General features: G+C 73.8%; 14 protein-coding genes. 13 read left to right on the top strand and 1 reads right to left on the bottom strand.

Annotation, left to right across the window (positions count from 1 at the left end):
* The first annotated feature begins 3 nt into the window (after positions 1-3).
* The 3 genes from coaBC (at position 4) to ABZ117_RS28010 (ending at position 5,095) form a co-directional block, all read left to right on the top strand.
* Entirely contained in the window at positions 4-1,206 is a 1,203-nt protein-coding gene (gene coaBC, locus ABZ117_RS28020) for a bifunctional phosphopantothenoylcysteine decarboxylase/phosphopantothenate--cysteine ligase CoaBC (protein WP_356824583.1), read from the top strand.
* Between the two features lie 257 nt (positions 1,207-1,463).
* Positions 1,464-2,672 (top strand): methionine adenosyltransferase, encoded by a 1,209-nt coding sequence (gene metK, locus ABZ117_RS28015; protein WP_356824582.1) that lies wholly within the window; start codon positions 1,464-1,466, stop codon positions 2,670-2,672.
* 275 nt (positions 2,673-2,947) lie between these two features.
* Positions 2,948-5,095, top strand: a complete 2,148-nt coding sequence (locus ABZ117_RS28010; protein WP_356824581.1) for a primosomal protein N' — start codon at positions 2,948-2,950, stop codon at positions 5,093-5,095.
* A 315-nt stretch (positions 5,096-5,410) separates the two neighbouring features.
* Here ABZ117_RS28010 and ABZ117_RS28005 read toward each other — a convergent pair whose 3' ends face one another.
* Positions 5,411-5,953, bottom strand: a complete 543-nt coding sequence (locus tag ABZ117_RS28005; RefSeq protein ID WP_356824580.1) for a hypothetical protein — start codon at positions 5,951-5,953, stop codon at positions 5,411-5,413.
* A gap of 214 nt (positions 5,954-6,167) precedes the next feature.
* On the opposite strand from ABZ117_RS28005, the gene fmt reads away from it, so the two are divergent.
* From fmt to ABZ117_RS27955, 10 genes are all read left to right on the top strand, one after another.
* Positions 6,168-7,100: a methionyl-tRNA formyltransferase gene (gene fmt / locus ABZ117_RS28000; protein ID WP_356824579.1), complete on the top strand. Its 933-nt coding sequence runs from the start codon at positions 6,168-6,170 to the stop codon at positions 7,098-7,100.
* A gap of 81 nt (positions 7,101-7,181) precedes the next feature.
* On the top strand, positions 7,182-8,600 hold the full coding sequence (locus ABZ117_RS27995) for a transcription antitermination factor NusB (protein WP_356824578.1): 1,419 nt from the start codon (positions 7,182-7,184) through the stop codon (positions 8,598-8,600).
* 137 nt (positions 8,601-8,737) lie between these two features.
* Complete coding sequence (rpe, locus tag ABZ117_RS27990) at positions 8,738-9,424, top strand: ribulose-phosphate 3-epimerase (protein WP_356824577.1); 687 nt, start codon at positions 8,738-8,740, stop codon at positions 9,422-9,424.
* A gap of 90 nt (positions 9,425-9,514) precedes the next feature.
* Positions 9,515-10,558 (top strand): sugar-binding domain-containing protein, encoded by a 1,044-nt coding sequence (locus tag ABZ117_RS27985; RefSeq protein WP_356824576.1) that lies wholly within the window; start codon positions 9,515-9,517, stop codon positions 10,556-10,558.
* A 64-nt stretch (positions 10,559-10,622) separates the two neighbouring features.
* Positions 10,623-11,051 carry a ribonuclease domain-containing protein gene (locus ABZ117_RS27980; protein ID WP_356824575.1) on the top strand — a complete coding sequence of 143 codons (429 nt, stop codon included), beginning with the start codon at positions 10,623-10,625 and terminating at the stop codon, positions 11,049-11,051.
* A complete protein-coding gene (locus ABZ117_RS27975) occupies positions 11,048-11,377 on the top strand; it encodes a barstar family protein (RefSeq protein ID WP_356824574.1) in 330 nt (109 codons plus the stop codon). Before ABZ117_RS27980 ends, ABZ117_RS27975 begins: the two co-directional genes overlap by 4 nt.
* A gap of 131 nt (positions 11,378-11,508) precedes the next feature.
* Positions 11,509-12,951 (top strand): GuaB1 family IMP dehydrogenase-related protein, encoded by a 1,443-nt coding sequence (locus ABZ117_RS27970; RefSeq protein WP_356824573.1) that lies wholly within the window; start codon positions 11,509-11,511, stop codon positions 12,949-12,951.
* 395 nt (positions 12,952-13,346) lie between these two features.
* Positions 13,347-14,837 carry an amino acid permease gene (locus ABZ117_RS27965; RefSeq protein WP_356824572.1) on the top strand — a complete coding sequence of 497 codons (1,491 nt, stop codon included), beginning with the start codon at positions 13,347-13,349 and terminating at the stop codon, positions 14,835-14,837.
* 27 nt (positions 14,838-14,864) lie between these two features.
* A complete protein-coding gene (locus tag ABZ117_RS27960) occupies positions 14,865-15,317 on the top strand; it encodes an Lrp/AsnC family transcriptional regulator (RefSeq protein WP_121789788.1) in 453 nt (150 codons plus the stop codon).
* A 490-nt stretch (positions 15,318-15,807) separates the two neighbouring features.
* Entirely contained in the window at positions 15,808-16,596 is a 789-nt protein-coding gene (locus ABZ117_RS27955; protein ID WP_356824571.1) for a carbon-nitrogen hydrolase family protein, read from the top strand.
* Positions 16,597-16,614 lie beyond the last annotated feature (18 nt).

Below are 16,614 nucleotides of genomic sequence, written 5' to 3'. Positions count from 1 at the left end.
ACGGTGGACAAGCCGAGGGTCGTGCTGGGGGTCAGCGGTGGCATCGCCGCCTACAAGGCCTGTGAGCTGCTGAGAAGGTTCACGGAGTCGGGCCATGACGTCCGCGTGGTGCCCACCGCATCCGCGCTGCACTTCGTCGGCGCCGCCACCTGGTCGGCCCTGTCCGGCCATCCCGTCTCGCCCGAGGTCTGGGACGACGTGCACGAGGTCCCGCACGTCCGCATCGGTCAGCACGCCGACCTGGTGGTCGTCGCCCCGGCCACCGCGGACATGCTCGCCAAGGCGGCCCACGGCCTCGCCGACGACCTGCTGACCAACACGCTGCTCACCGCCCGCTGTCCGGTCGTCTTCGCCCCGGCCATGCACACCGAGATGTGGGAGCACCCGGCCACCCGGGAGAACGTGGCCACGCTCCGCCGCCGCGGCGCCGTGGTCATCGAGCCCGCCGTGGGCCGCCTCACCGGCGTCGACACCGGCAAGGGCCGGCTTCCCGACCCGGCGGAGATCTTCGAGGTCTGCCGCCGGGTGCTGGCCCGGGGCGTCACCGAGCCCGACCTGCGGGGGCGGCATGTCGTCGTCTCCGCCGGCGGCACCCGCGAGCCCCTCGACCCGGTCCGCTTCCTCGGCAACCGCTCCTCCGGCAAGCAGGGCTACGCCCTCGCCCGTACGGCAGCCGCCCGCGGCGCCCGGGTGACACTGGTCGCGGCCAACACCGGCCTGCCCGATCCGGCGGGCGTGGACGTCGTGGCGGTGGGGACGGCCGTCCAGCTCCGCGAGGCCGTGCTCAAGGCCGCCGCGGACGCCGACGCCGTGGTCATGGCCGCCGCCGTCGCCGACTTCCGGCCGGCCGCCTACGCCGCCGGGAAGATCAAGAAGAAGGACGGCCAGGAACCCGATCCGGTCGTGCTGCTGCGAAATCCAGACATTCTCGCGGAGATCTCCGCCGACCGGGCCCGCCCCGGACAGGTGGTCGTCGGCTTCGCCGCCGAGACCGACGACGTCCTCGCCAACGGCCGTACCAAGCTCGCCCGCAAGGGCTGCGACCTGCTCGTGGTCAACGAGGTGGGGGAGCGCAAGACCTTCGGCTCCGAGGAGAACGAGGCCGTGGTACTGGGCGCCGACGGCAGCGAGACCCCGGTGCCGCACGGCCCGAAGGAGGCCCTCGCCGACATCGTCTGGGACCTCGTCGCCCGGCGTCTGGGCTGACACGCCCGGCGGTCCCGGGCCGGGCCTCCGCCCGGGTGAACGGCGCGCGCCGTGGTGCTGCGGCCGGGTGTGGCGGCTCTGGTCACACCGGCTGTGATTGTGCAGAATGCCTGTGCCGCAGGTCACAACGGCGCCGAGAGGCGAGACGGTGGCCCGTCGGCCGAGCGCGACCGATAAACTGTTCACGGTCGACCGGGCGCAGCCCTGTGTCGACCGCAAATGATCAGCCAGCAGCCGCTGCAACCACAGGGAGCGTTGTGTCCCGTCGCCTGTTCACTTCGGAGTCCGTGACCGAGGGTCACCCCGACAAGATCGCTGACCAGATCAGCGACACCATTCTCGACGCGCTTCTGCGCGAGGACCCGACCTCCCGGGTCGCCGTCGAGACGCTGATCACCACCGGCCTGGTCCACGTGGCCGGCGAGGTGACGACCAAGGCCTACGCGGACATCGCGACGCTCGTCCGCGGCAAGATCCTGGACATCGGCTACGACTCCTCCAAGAAGGGCTTCGACGGCGCCTCCTGCGGTGTCTCGGTGTCCATCGGCGCGCAGTCCCCGGACATCGCGCAGGGCGTCGACGCGGCGTACGAGGCCCGGGTCGAGGGTGACGAGGACGAGCTGGACCGGCAGGGCGCGGGTGACCAAGGCCTGATGTTCGGCTACGCGTCCGACGAGACGCCGACCCTGATGCCGCTCCCGATCTTCCTGGCGCACCGCCTGTCCAAGCGCCTCTCGGACGTCCGCAAGAACGGCACCATCCCCTACCTGCGCCCCGACGGCAAGACGCAGGTCACCATCGAGTACGACGGCGACAAGGCCGTCCGTCTCGACACGGTGGTCGTCTCCTCCCAGCACGCCTCCGACATCGACCTGGAGTCGCTGCTCGCCCCCGACATCCGCGAGTTCGTCGTGGAGCCGGAGCTGAAGGCACTCCTGGACGAGGGCATCAAGCTGGACATCGAGGGCTACCGCCTGCTGGTCAACCCGACCGGCCGCTTCGAGATCGGCGGCCCGATGGGCGACGCCGGCCTCACCGGCCGCAAGATCATCATCGACACGTACGGCGGCATGGCCCGCCACGGCGGCGGTGCCTTCTCCGGCAAGGACCCGTCCAAGGTGGACCGCTCGGCCGCCTACGCCATGCGCTGGGTCGCCAAGAACGTCGTGGCGGCCGGTCTGGCCTCCCGCTGCGAGGTCCAGGTCGCCTACGCGATCGGCAAGGCCGAGCCCGTCGGTCTGTTCGTCGAGACCTTCGGCACCAACACGGTCGAGACCGAGAAGATCGAGAAGGCGATCGACGAGGTCTTCGACCTCCGTCCGGCCGCGATCATCCGCGACCTCGACCTGCTGCGCCCGATCTACTCCCAGACGGCCGCCTACGGTCACTTCGGCCGCGAGCTGCCCGACTTCACGTGGGAGCGCACGGACCGCGTGGACGCCCTGCGCACCGCCGCGGGCCTGTAACCCCGCAACACCGCTCACCGAGGCCCGGTTCCCCTGCACGGGGGCCGGGCCTCGGCGTGTGCGCGGACGGGTCGCGCCGGCGTGTGCGCGGACGGGTCGCGCCGCGCGGCGGGCACGGGCCCGGGCGGCCGAGACGGGGCGGGTGGCGGACGCGGGGCGGGGCGGGATGGGGGACGCGGGCGGACGTGGCTGGCGGCGGGGCGCCGGGCCCGGTGGCCGGTCCCGGTCGTCAGGTGCGGGCGGCGTTGTCAGTGGCGTTTGGTAAGAATGCAAGCGTGAGCAGCGAGAACGGACCGGGGGACGGCGGCGCCGAGGGGGCGCCGCCGGAGCAGCTCGCGCTCATCCGGGAGAGCGTGCGGAAGGCCCAGGTGCCGCGGGCCAAGCCGCGGACCTGGCGGGGAGCCGCGCTCGCCGAGCACCTGCCCGTCGCGCGGGTGCTGGTGGACAAGGGCGTACTGCACCTGGACCGGTACTTCGACTACGCCGTGCCCGCCGACCTGGACGAGCAGGCGCAGCCCGGAGTGCGGGTGCGGGTGCGGTTCGGGGCCGGGCGGCACCGGGTGCGCGGGGGGCGCCGCGAGGGCGGTGGGCTCGTCGACGGCTTCCTCGTCGAGCGGCGGGCCGAGTCCGACTACTCCGGCCCCCTGGCCGCCCTCGCCCAGGTCGTGTCTCCGGAGCCCGTGCTGGGCGAGGAACTGCTCGGGCTGGCGCGGGCCGTCGCCGACCGCTACGCGGGCAGCCTCGCCGACGTGCTCCAGCTCGCCGTACCGCCGCGCAACGCACGCGCCGAACAGCGGCCCTCCCCGGCACCCCTGCCACCGCCCCCGGCCCCGGACGCCGGCCCCTGGGAGCGGTACGCGCACGGAAGTGCCTTCCTCGGCGCGCTGGCCTCGGGCGGGGCACCGCGGGCCGTGTGGAACGCGCTGCCGGGGCCGCTGTGGAGCGAGGAACTGGCCCGGGCCGTCGCCGCCACGCTGGCCTCGGGGCGCGGCGCCCTCGTCGTCGTACCCGACGGGCGGGCCGCCGCCCGCGTGGACGCCGCGCTGACCGAGCTGCTCGGCACCGGCCGGCACGCGCTGCTGACCGCCGACGCCGGACCGGAGAAGCGGTACGCGCAGTGGCTGGCGGTGCGGCGGGGATCCGTGCGCGCCGTCGTCGGCACCCGTGCGGCGATGTTCGCGCCCGTACGGGACCTCGGTCTCGTCGCCGTCTGGGACGACGGGGACGACAACCACAGCGAGCAGCACGCCCCGCAGCCGCACACCCGGGACGTGCTGCTGCTGCGCGCCGCCCTCGACCGGTGCGCCTTCCTGCTGGGCGGCTGGACCTGCACAGTGGAGGCCGCGCAGCTCGTCGAGACCGGCTGGGCCCGGCCGCTGGCCGCCGGGCGGGAGGAGGTGCGGCGGGCCGCACCCCTGATCCGGACGGTCGGTGACGGTGACCTCGCGCGCGACGAGGCCGCCCGCGCCGCCCGGCTGCCCACCCTCGCCTGGCAGGCGGCCCGCGAGGGGCTGCGGCACGGGCCGGTGCTCGTGCAGGTGCCCCGGCGGGGCTACGCGCCCCGGATGGCCTGCGACCGCTGCCGGGCCCCCGCCCGGTGCCGGCACTGCTCCGGACCGCTTCAGGGGCAGGACGGCGGCGTCCTGCGGTGCGGCTGGTGCGGGCGCGAGGAGAGTGCCTGGCACTGCCCGGAGTGCGGCGGCTTCCGGCTCCGCGCCCAGGTCGTGGGCGCGCGGCGCACCGCCGAGGAACTGGGGCGCGCCTTCCCCGCCGTACCGGTGCGCACCTCGGGACGCGAGCATGTGCTGGACACCGTGCCCGGCACGCCCGCGCTGGTGGTCAGCACACCGGGCGCCGAACCGGTCGCCGAGGGCGGTTACGCGGCGGCGCTGCTGCTGGACGGCTGGGCCATGCTCGTACGGCCGGACCTGCGGGCCGGTGAGGACGCGCTGCGCCGGTGGATCGCGGCCGGAGCGCTGGTGCGGCCGCAGTCCGAGGGGGGCACGGTGGTCGTGGTGGCCGAGCCGACCCTGCGCCCCGTGCAGGCCCTCGTGCGCTGGGACCCCGTCGGGCATGCCGTGCGGGAGCTGGCCGAGCGGGCCGAGCTGGGATTCCCGCCGGTGTCCCGGATGGCGGCCGTGTCCGGGCCGCCCGCGGCCGTCGCGGAGTTCCTGGGAGCGGTCGAACTGCCGCCGGACGCCGAGGTGCTGGGGCCGGTGCCGCTGCCGCCCCCGCCGCCCGGCCGGCCCCGCAGGCCCGGCGGGCCGCCGCCCGGCGAGCACTGGGAGCGGGCGCTCGTGCGCGTACCGCCGGGCAGCGGCGCCGCGCTGGCCACCGCCCTCAAGACCGCGCAGGCCGCTCGCACGGCCCGGGGGAGCGAGGAGCCGGTGCGGGTACGGATCGATCCGCCGGACATCGGCTGACGGGGGCGTGGCCAGGCGACGGGGCGTCGGGCGGCCTCGGGGGCGCGCGAGTGCCTGAGCCCGCGAGGCGATGCCGGGTTGCGGTGCCGTGCCGGTCCAGACGCCGTGCCGGCCACGCCGTGGCCTGCCGGGCTGCGCCCGCCACCGGGTCCAGGGTCAAGGCGCCCGGTCAGGGCAGGCCGCGGGCCGGGACGCGCCGCTGGGCGCCTCCGGTGAGTCCGCCGGCGCCCTGTGCGGCGAGGGCACCCGGCGCCCGGCCCGGCCCGCGTACAGGTCTGCCCTCCGGGCGCGTCCGGGAGGGCAGGGTGCGGGCCGTCAGCCGTTGCGCGGGCTGGGGAAGGCCGTCGAACGGGCGTCTTCGCGGAGCGCCGGGCTGCCCGCGGTCGGCTGGGTCGGCATGGAGCGAGCGGCCGGGACCGTCGGCACCGCGGGCAGTCCCGCGCTCGGGGTGAGCGTGCGGGCGCCGGCCGGCTCCGTCGCCCGCTCGGTCTCGGCGGCAGCCTGGGCCGCGGCGCGACGGGCGCCGTAGCGGCGGTGCACCGCCTGCTTGGTGACGCCGAGCGCGGAGCCCACCGCGTCCCACGAGAAGCCCAGTGAGCGGTCGAAGTCCACGGCGGCCGTGACCAGGGTTTCGACGCTGTCCCGAAGCTCCTGGGCGAGGCGCACCGTCGGGGCGGGGGCCCGGCCGTAGACGACGAAGCCCGTGGAGGGGCCGGAGCGGCGCGGGCGGTAGACGTTGCCCAACTGGGCGGTGAGCGTGCGCAGCGCGTCCACCTGCCGGCGGACCCGCTCGATGTCCCGCACCAGCAGGTGCAGGCTGGCCCGGGCCTGGGCGTCGTGGGTTGCATGGTCGGCCATGAACAAGCCTCTCCGAACCGGCGTTGAAAGGAACCGGGCCGCGAAGAGGCCCGATGTGGTCAACTCTGTCTTGACCAACGCGCCGACGCTCCGCTGGTCACGGGCTGGGGGCGCGCGGTCCTGTGCGTACGCCGCCCACCCGCCCGCGCGCCGCCCGTGGTCATAGACTGGTGCGCTGCCCGCCCGACCCCGCCCGAGAGGCCCGATCCCGCCCATGAAGCTCGTCTTCGCCGGTACCCCCGAGGTCGCCGTTCCCGCCCTGGACGCTCTGCTCGCCTCCGGGCGGCACGAGGTGGCCGCCGTCGTCACGCGGCCGGACGCGCCGGCCGGACGCGGACGCAGGCTGGTCGCGTCGCCCGTGGCCGAGCGGGCGGAGGAGGCCGGCATCGAGGTGCTCAAGCCGGTCAAGCCCCGCGACCCGGAGTTCCTGGAGCGGCTCAGGGAGATCGCGCCGGACTGCTGCCCGGTCGTCGCCTACGGCGCCCTGCTGCCGAAGGCCGCCCTGGACATCCCGGCCCACGGCTGGGTGAACCTGCACTTCTCGCTGCTCCCCGCCTGGCGCGGGGCGGCGCCGGTGCAGCACGCCGTCATGGCGGGCGACGAGATCACCGGGGCGTCCACCTTCCTCATCGAGGAGGGACTCGACTCCGGGCCCGTCTACGGCACCGTCACCGAGGAGATCCGCCCGACCGACACCAGCGGTGACCTGCTCACCCGGCTCGCCTTCGCGGGCGCCGGGCTGCTGGCCGCGACCATGGACGGCATCGAGGACGGCACCCTGAAGGCCGTACCGCAGCCCGCCGAGGGCATCACCGTCGCGCCGAAGATCACGGTCGAGGACGCCCAGGTGGACTGGGCGGCGCCGGCGCTGCGCGTCGACCGGGTCGTGCGCGGCTGCACCCCGGCGCCCGGCGCCTGGACCACCTTCCGCGGCGAGCGGCTCAAGCTCATCCAGGTCACGCCCGTGCCCGAGCGGACGGACCTCGCGCCGGGCCGGCTCGCGGCGGGCAAGAACAGCGTGCACGTGGGCACCGGTTCGTACGCCGTCGAGCTGCTGTGGGTGCAGGCCCAGGGCAAGAAGCCCATGCGGGCGGCCGACTGGGCGCGCGGGACGCGCATCGCGGACGGCGAGACGCTCGGCGGCTGACGCCCCGGACGGCGGCGGCGGGGACACGCCGACGTAGGCTGGGACCCGCATCCCCTTCATCACATCCGGAGCACCTTTTTCGTGAGCGAGCAGTCCCGGCGGCCCCGCGGGCCCGCCAAGCCCTACCGCCGTCCCCAGAAGGACCCCGTCCGCATCCTGGCCTTCGAGGCGCTGCGCGCGGTGGACGAGCGGGACGCGTACGCCAACCTCGTGCTGCCGCCGCTGCTGAGGAAGGCGCGCGACAAGGGCGACTTCGACGCCCGGGACGCCGCCCTCGCCACCGAGCTGGTGTACGGCACACTGCGCCGGCAGGGCACGTACGACGCCGTCATCGCCGCCTGCGTCGACCGGCCGCTGCGCGAGGTCGACCCGCCGGTGCTCGACGTCCTCAGCCTGGGCGCGCACCAGTTGCTCGGCACGCGCATCCCGACGCACGCCGCGGTCTCCGCCTCCGTGGAACTGGCCCGGGTCGTGCTCGGGGACGGGCGCGCCAAGTTCGTCAACGCCGTGCTCCGCAAGGTCGCGCAGCACGATCTCCAGGGGTGGATCGAGAAGGTCGCGCCGCCCTACGACGACGATCCCGAGGACCACCTCGCCGTCGTGCACTCGCACCCCCGCTGGGTCGTCTCCGCGCTGTGGGACTCCCTCGGCGGCGGCCGGGCCGGCATCGAGGAGCTGCTGGCCGCGGACAACGAGCGGCCCGAGGTGACGCTGGTCGCGCGCCCCGGGCGCGCGACCACCGGGGAACTGCTGCGGGAGGACGCCGCCGAACCCGGGCGCTGGTCGCCGTACGCCGTGCGGCTCGCCGAGGGCGGCGAGCCGGGCGCGGTCGAGGCCGTGCGCGAGGGCCGGGCGGGCGTGCAGGACGAGGGCAGCCAGCTGGTCGCCCTCGCGCTGGCGAACGCCCCGCTCGACGGACCCGACGCGCGGTGGCTGGACGGGTGCGCCGGGCCCGGCGGGAAGGCCGCGCTGCTGGCCGCGCTCGCCGCCGGGCGCGGGGCCACGCTGCTCGCCTCGGAGAAGCTGCCGCACCGGGCGGGGCTCGTGGCCCGGGCGCTGCACGGAAACCCCGGGCCGTACCAGGTCATCACCGCCGACGGGACGCGGCCGCCGTGGCGGCCGGGCTCCTTCGACCGGGTGCTGATGGACGTGCCCTGCACCGGGCTGGGCGCGCTGCGCCGGCGTCCGGAGGCGCGCTGGCGCCGGCGCCCCGAGGACCTGGACAGCTTCGCGCCGCTCCAGCGCGGGCTGCTGCGTACGGCGCTCGACTCGGTCCGCGTCGGCGGGATCGTCGGCTACGCCACCTGTTCCCCGCACCTCGCGGAGACCCGGGCGGTCGTCGCCGACGTGCTCAAGCAGCGGCCGGAGACGGAGCTGATCGACGCCCGCCCGCTGCTCCCCGCCCTCCCCGCGCTCGGCGAGGGACCGGATGTGCAGCTGTGGCCGCACCTGCACGGCACCGACGCGATGTATCTGGCTCTGATCCGTCGCACCGGCTGACCCGCCGCACGGGCCGGCGGTGCCGCTGTGGCCGGTGATGTCCACAGGCAGTCACATATCGTCGCATCAGTACGATGAACGAACCTGCCTGTGGACGGTGGGGAACATCAGTGCCCCGGGCATGGCAGGCTTGGGTCATGGCCGTGCAGATCAATCCCAGCATCCTTTCCGCCGACTTCGCCCGCCTCGCGGAGGAGGCCAAGGCGGTGCAAGGCGCCGACTGGCTCCATGTCGACGTCATGGACAACCACTTCGTCCCGAACCTGACGCTCGGGGTGCCGGTCGTGGAGTCCCTGGCCCGTGCGACGGACACCCCGCTGGACTGCCATCTGATGATCGAGGACCCCGACCGCTGGGCTCCTCGGTATGTCGAGGCGGGCGCCTCCTCCGTCACCTTCCATGTGGAGGCCGCCGCCGCCCCCGTGCGGCTCGCCCGGGAGATCCGGGCCAAGGGTGCCCGCGCGTCCATGGCGCTCAAGCCCGCCACGCCGATCGAGCCGTACGAGGACCTGCTCCCGGAACTCGACATGCTCCTGATCATGACGGTCGAACCGGGCTTCGGCGGCCAGGCCTTCCTCGACATCATGCTGCCGAAGATCCGCCGCACCCGTGAACTGATCGGCAAGCACGGTCTGGAGCTGTGGCTCCAGGTCGACGGCGGCGTCTCGGCCTCCACGATCGAGCGGTGCGCGGAAGCGGGGGCGGACGTGTTCGTCGCCGGCTCCGCCGTCTACGGGGCCGAGGACCCGGCAGCGGCCGTACGTGCCCTGCGCACGCAGGCGGAGACGACCACCGCCCAGGCGTCCTGGGCATGCGACCACTGAGCCACAGTGAAGTGAACGCTTGAATGAACGGCGCCCATCAGGGCGGATCAGCAGCGCCGGATCTGCAAGGATGAACGGCGAATCCAGAGTGTGAACAGCAGTGAGGAGATCGCCGTGTCGGGTATGTCGGCGGGCCGGTCAGCCATGCGGATGGGACCCGCTGAGCTGGTGCAGGCGGCGGCCATGGCCCGCCGCTTCTACCTCGAGGGGAAATCCAAGATCCAGATCGCGGAGGAGTTCGGCGTCAGCCGCTTCAAGGTGGCCAGGGTCCTGGAGACGGCTCTCGAACGGGATCTCGTGCGCATCGAGATCCGGGTGCCGGCCGAACTGGACGCCGAGCGCTCCGACGCGCTCCGCGCCCGCTACGGCCTCAGACACGCCGTCGTGGTCGAGTCCCCGGCCGACGCCGAGGACAGTCCCGACCCCGAGAACCTCGGGGAGGTGGCCGCCGACCTGCTCGGCGAACTCGTCAACGAGGGGGACGTCCTCGGGCTGGCGTGGGGCCGGTCCACCATCAACATGGCCGCGGCGCTCGACCGGCTGCCGCCGTGCACGGTGGTGCAGCTGACGGGCGTGTACGACGCCGGGACCGCCGAGCGCGGCTCGGTGGAGGCCGTCCGCCGGGCCGCCCAGGTGTCGGGCGGTGACGCGCACCCTATCTACGCGCCGATGCTGCTGCCCGACGCGGCCACCGCGGTGGCGCTGCGCCACCAGACGGGGATCGCCCGGGCCTTCGAATACTTCGACAAGGTCACGGTCGCCTGCGTCTCCATCGGCTCGTGGGAGCCGGGCATCTCGACCGTGCACGACATGCTCAGCGACGAGGAGCGCGCGCACTACGCCTCGCTCGGTGTCGCCGCCGAGATGTCCGCGCACCTCTTCGACGCCGAGGGGCGCCGGATCGGGCGGGACCTGGGGGAGCGGTGCATCACGGTCAAGGCCGACCAGCTGCGCCGCGTCCCGGAGGTCGTGGCGATCGCGGGCGGGCAGCGCAAGGGGGCGGCGATCGACGCGGTGCTCCGCTCCGGGCTGGTCACCAGCCTGGTGACCGACACGTCGGCCGCCGACTACCTGATGACCGCGGGCCCCACGCCGAAGTCCGCGCTGAACCGTGCCGATCCCGACGGGCACTGACGGCGGGCCCCGGCGACGGGCCGCCCTCCCGCCGCGGCGGGAGGGCCGGGGTGGCTTCGCCGGCGTGCCGCCGCGGCTCGTCCGCCGTGCGCCGGCGGGACTGCTCGTCGCGCTGACGGGACTGCTCGTCTGCCTCTCCGTCCTGCTCACGGGCTGTGCCTCACCCCAGGGCACCACGACGGCACCGGGCGCGTCCGCCCCGGCGTGGGCCGGGGGCATGGCCACCGTCCGCGAGTCCCGGCTCCCCGCCGAGGCCCGCCGGACGCTCGCCCTCATCGACCGGGGCGGTCCCTTCCCGTACGCCAGGGACGGAGCCGTCTTCGGGAACGTCGAGGGCCGCCTGCCCCGGCAGCGGCGCGGCCACTACCACGAGTACACCGTGCGCACGCCGGGCTCGCGCGACCGCGGGGCCCGGCGCATCGTCACCGGGCAGGACGGGGAGACGTACTACACCGATGATCACTACGAGTCGTTCCGGGCGGTGCTGAGATGACGGAAGACCTGGGCGGCCGGTACCCGGTCACCCTGGACCTGGACGGCGTCACGGACAAGGCGGCCCTGATGGACCGCGTCTCCCGGGCGCTGAGCCTGCCCGACTGGTTCGGGCGGAACTGGGACGCGCTGGCCGACTCCCTCGCCGACCGCACCGTGTGGCCCGAGGAGTCCGCCGCGCGCGGACTGCTGATCGTCGTACGCGGCTGGCGGCCGTACGCCGAGACGGATCCGGACGCGTGGCGGACCGCGCTGGACGTGTTCGCCGAGGCGGCCGACCGGACGCCCGCGCTCACCGTCGTGCTCGCCCTTGGAGGATCCTCCTAGGCCCCCGCGGCCGGCCTGGACGTTCTGTGAGGGCGGGACGGCGGTGGGGGCATGGGAGAATGAAGTACGTGCTCTTTCCCCCTGGCACACCTGTCCGGGGGCCACCTCTGATCGACTGGGATGTGCAGCACGTGCGTTTCCTCAATGACATCCAGCCCGCGTACGACCTGACGTACGACGACGTGTTCATGGTGCCGAGCCGCTCCGCGGTGGGCTCGCGTCAGGGCGTGGACCTCACTTCGCCGGACGGCACGGGCACCACCATCCCGCTCGTCGTCGCCAACATGACCGCCATAGCCGGCCGCCGCATGGCCGAGACGATGGCCCGCCGGGGCGGCCTGGTGGTCATCCCGCAGGACATCCCCATCGACGTCGTCACCGAAGTCGTCTCCTGGGTGAAGAGCCGGCACCTGGTGCTCGACACCCCGATCGTGCTGGCCCCGCACCAGACCGTCGCCGACGCCCTGTCGCTGCTGCCCAAGCGGGCGCACAACGCCGGTGTCGTGGTGGACGACAACCACCGGCCCGTCGGTGTCGTCACCGACACGGACCTGTCCGGCGTCGACCGCTTCACCCAGCTCGAAGTGGTCATGTCCACGGACCTGCTGCTTCTCGACGCGGACATCGACCCGCGCGAGGCCTTCAACCGGCTGGACGCGGCCAACCGCCGCTACGCCCCCGCCGTGGACGCCGACGGCAGGCTCGCCGGCATCCTCACCCGCAAGGGCGCCCTGCGCGCCACCCTGTACACCCCGGCCGTCGACGCGAACGGCAGGCTGCGGATCGCCGCCGCCGTCGGCATCAACGGCGATGTGGCGGGCAAGGCCAAGCAGCTGCTCGACGCGGGCGTCGACACGCTCGTCATCGACACCGCGCACGGCCACCAGGAGTCGATGATCAGCGCCGTCCAGGTCGTGCGCGCGCTCGACCCGCAGGTGCCCATCGTGGCGGGCAACATCGTCTCCGCCGAGGGCGTCAAGGACCTGATCGACGCGGGCGCGGACATCATCAAGGTCGGTGTCGGCCCCGGCGCCATGTGCACCACGCGCATGATGACCGGCGTGGGCCGGCCGCAGTTCTCCGCGGTCCTGGAGTGCGCCGCCGAGGCGAAGAAGTACGGCAAGCACGTGTGGGCCGACGGCGGTGTCCGCCACCCGCGCGACGTCGCGATGGCACTCGCGGCCGGCGCGTCCAACGTGATGGTCGGCTCCTGGTTCGCGGGTACCTACGAGTCCCCGGGCGACCTCCAGCAGGACGCCAACGGCCGCTTCTACAAGGAGTCGTTCGGCATGGCCTCCGCGCGCGCGGTGGCCAACCGCACGTCCGAGGAGTCCGCGTACGACCGTGCCCGCAAGGCGCTGTTCGAGGAGGGCATCTCCACCTCCCGCATGTTCCTCGACCCGGCCCGCCCGGGCGTCGAGGATCTGATCGACTCGATCATCGCGGGCGTCCGCTCCTCGTGCACCTACGCCGGCGCCGCCTCCCTGGAGGAGTTCGCCGAGAAGGCCATCGTCGGCATCCAGAGCGCGGCCGGCTACGCCGAGGGCAAGCCGCTGCACGCCAGCTGGAGCTGACCACCGCCTCCGTCCCGACGGCCCCCGTTCCTCCCGCGCGTCCTTCCGGCGCCCCTGAGGAAGGGGGGCCGTCGGCGTTCCCGGCACGGCCGGCGGATGGCGGCCGGCAGGACGGGAAAGGCGGTCCGCGAGGGCGCTGTGCAACGCTTCGGCAGCGCGTGCGCAACGAATGAGCATTCCCGGCCGATAGACGCAATGATCATCCACGGATGCGCAAGGTTGCTGCATTACGCCCGTGAAGGCTCGCCTCGTAGGGTGCTGCGCTAGACGTGGTGTGGCGGGGACCCCGCTCGGTCGGTTCCTGCCCGCGCAGGCTCCCACCGGTCCCCACCCACGAGGGCCGGCGGACATGCCGGCCCGCCTCGCAATCCCCGGCAGCGATAAGGAGCCAACGCGTGCTCGATCAAGGCGCACCCCCGCAGAACCAGAAACCGGCCGCCCCCGCGTCCCCGGGCGTCGCCGCGCGCCTGATGCGTCGCAAGCCCGTGGAACGCCTGGTCGCCGAGGGCGGCCAGGGTGAGGGAGGGCAGCTGCGGCGCTCCCTCGGGCTGTGGCAGCTGACCATGATCAGCATTGGTGCCACCCTCGGCACCGGTATTTTCGTCGTGCTCGGCGAGGCCGTCCCCAAGGCGGGCCCGGCCGTCACCCTCTCCTTCGTGATCGCCGGTGTCACCGCGCTGTTCTCGGCCCTCTCCTACGCCGAGCTGGCCGGCACCATCCCGGTCTCCGGCTCCTCGTACTCGTACGCATACGCAACGATGGGCGAGCTGATCGCCTGGGTGTGCGGCTGGTGTCTGCTCCTGGAGTACGGCGTCTCGGTCGCCGCCGTGGCCGTCGGCTGGGGCGAGTACCTGAACGAGCTGCTGGACGGCGCCTTCGGCGTCACCATCCCGGACGCCCTGGCCAACCCGCCCGGCGTCCACGGCGGCGTGTTCAACCTGCCCGCCCTGATCGTCGTCCTCCTCGCGATGACCTTCCTGCTCGGCGGCGCCAAGGAGTCCGCGCGCGCCAACACCATCATGGTGTGCGTGAAGATCGCCGCCCTGGTGATGTTCTGCGCGATCGGCTTCATGGGCTTCAAGTCCGGCAACTACTCGCACTTCATGCCGCTCGGCATGGGAGGCGTCAGCGCCGCCGGTGCCACGCTGTTCTTCTCCTACATCGGCTTCGACGCCGCCTCCACCGCCGGCGAGGAGGCCAAGGACGCCCAGCGCGACCTGCCCCGCGCCATCATGCTCTCGCTGGTCATCGTCACGGCCCTGTACGTGCTGGTCGCCGCCGTCGCGGTCGGTGCCAAGCCCTGGCGGACGTTCGAGAACTCCGAGGCCGCGCTCGCCCAGATCATGACGGACGTCACCGGCCAGAGCTTCTGGGGCACCCTGCTGGCCTTCTGCGCGGTCATCGCCATCGCCAGCGTCGTCCTGACCGTGCTGTACGGCCAGACCCGCATCCTCTTCGCGATGTCCCGCGACGGCCTGGTGCCCAAGGTCTTCGCCCGGGTCCACCGGAAGACCGGAGTGCCGCGCGCCAACACGGTCATCGTGGCCCTCTTCTGCGGCGTTCTCGCCGCCGCGATCCCGCTGGGACAGCTCGCCGACGCCACCAGCATCGGCACGCTGTTCGCCTTCGCTCTGGTCAACGTCGCGGTCGTGATCCTGCGCCGGACCCGTCCGGACATGAAGCGCACGTTCCGCGTCCCGCTGTCGTGGGTGCTGCCCGCGCTGGGTTTCCTCTGCTGCGTGTGGATGATGGGCAGCCTGTCCACCGTCACCTGGACCGTGTTCGGTGTCTGGATGGCTGTCGGGCTCGTGTTCTACTTCCTGTACGGCTACCGCCGTTCCCGTCTCTCGACCGACGGGGGCCTCGCGGTGACGGCAGAGAAGTGACCGGACCGAAGAAGTGAACCACCCCCTGTGCTGAACGATCTCGACGAACGCATCGTGCACGCCCTCGCCGAGGACGCCCGCCGCTCCTACGCGGACATCGGGCAGATGGTCGGCCTGTCGGCCCCCGCCGTGAAACGGCGCGTGGACCGGCTGCGCGCCACCGGAGCCATCACCGGATTCACCGTCCGGGTGGACCCGGCGGCGCTCGGCTGGGAGACCGAGGGGTACATCGAGATCTACTGCCGGAGCAACACCTCTCCGGAGACCATCCAGCGGGGCCTGGAGCGCTACCAGGAGGTGGTGGCCGCGTCGACCGTCACCGGTGACGCGGACGCGATCGCCCAGGTGTTCGCCTCCGACATGCGCCACTTCGAACGCGTGCTGGAGCGGATCGCCGGCGAGCCCTTCGTGGAACGCACCAAGTCGGTGCTGGTGCTGTCGCCGCTGCTGCGGCGGTTCTCCTCCGGCGCGCCGGGGTGACCCCGGCGCGTCCCGTCCGGTGACCGGCCACCGGACGGGACCCGGCCCACAGCGGCCGAGCGGGCGCCCGTGGCCGTGCCGGCGCCCGTGGCCGTGCGGGCGCCCGCGCCCCTCACCACCGACCGGCACAACCGGCCCGGGTCCGCGCCCCTCACGCGCGACCCGGGCCGGTCAGGCTGCCGGTCCGGCCCCGGCCGGCAGCCGGCGCATACGACGCCCCGCCCCATGGAGGCCCCGGCGGCGCCCCACCCGTCTTTCCGCGGCCTGCCTCACCAGGTCCTTCCCGCAGGCCGCCGCGAGGTCCTTCTCGCAGGTCCGCCCCCGGAACGGAGGGCTCTCCCGCCGGGGCGCGCAACGAATCGCCGCCCGGCCCGCGCTCGACGCAACGAACCGCGCACCGGCGCGCAACGGCTCCTGCTTGTCCGGCCGAGTGCGCCGACCGTACCGTCTAATTCGGCCCCCAAACCCCCCGTACCGGTGAGGATCACGCATGCGCACCGCCCTGCTCCAAGGCTCCGGCCGCCCCGGTTCGATCGCCGAGAACCTCAAGGTCCTCGACGAGGCCGCGGGCCGGGCCGCCGCCGCGGGCGCGGGGCTGCTGGCCGCGCCGGAGATGTTCCTCACCGGGTACGCGATCGGCGACGACATCGCCCGCCTCGCCGAGCCCGCCGACGGCGACTCCGCCGACGCGGTCGCGGAGATCGCCACGCGGCACGGCCTGGCCCTCGCCTACGGCTACCCGGAGCGCGACGGCGAAACCGTGTACAACTCGGCGCAGCTGATCTCGGCCGACGGCACCCGGCTCGCGAACTACCGCAAGACCCACCTGTTCGGCTGCTTCGAACGCGACCACTTCACACCGGGCGAGCGGCACGTCGTCCAGGCCGAGCTGAACGGCCTGACCGTCGGCCTGCTGATCTGCTACGACGTCGAGTTCCCGGAGAACGTCCGCGCCCACGCCCTGGCCGGCACCGACCTCCTCCTCGTCCCGACCGCGCAGATGCACCCGTACCAGTTCGTCGCCGAGTCGATGATCCCGGTGCGCGCCTTCGAGAACCAGATGTACGTCGCCTACGTCAACCGGGTCGGCCCGGAAGGGGAGTTCGAGTTCGTCGGACTGTCCGTACTCGCCGGACCCGACGGTGTGGCCCGCGCCCGCGCCGGCCGTGCCGAGCAGCTGGTGGTCGCCGACGCCGACCCCGCCTTCCTGGCCGCCTCCCGCGAGGCCAACCCCTACCTGCAGGACCGCCGCCCCGGTCTGTACGGGTCCCTCGTCTGAGCCGTCGGCCGCCGCACC

It is taken from the genome of Streptomyces sp. NPDC006309, assembly GCF_040613095.1.
Classification (GTDB): domain Bacteria; phylum Actinomycetota; class Actinomycetes; order Streptomycetales; family Streptomycetaceae; genus Streptomyces.
This window is presented reverse-complemented; position numbering and strand designations above follow the sequence as displayed.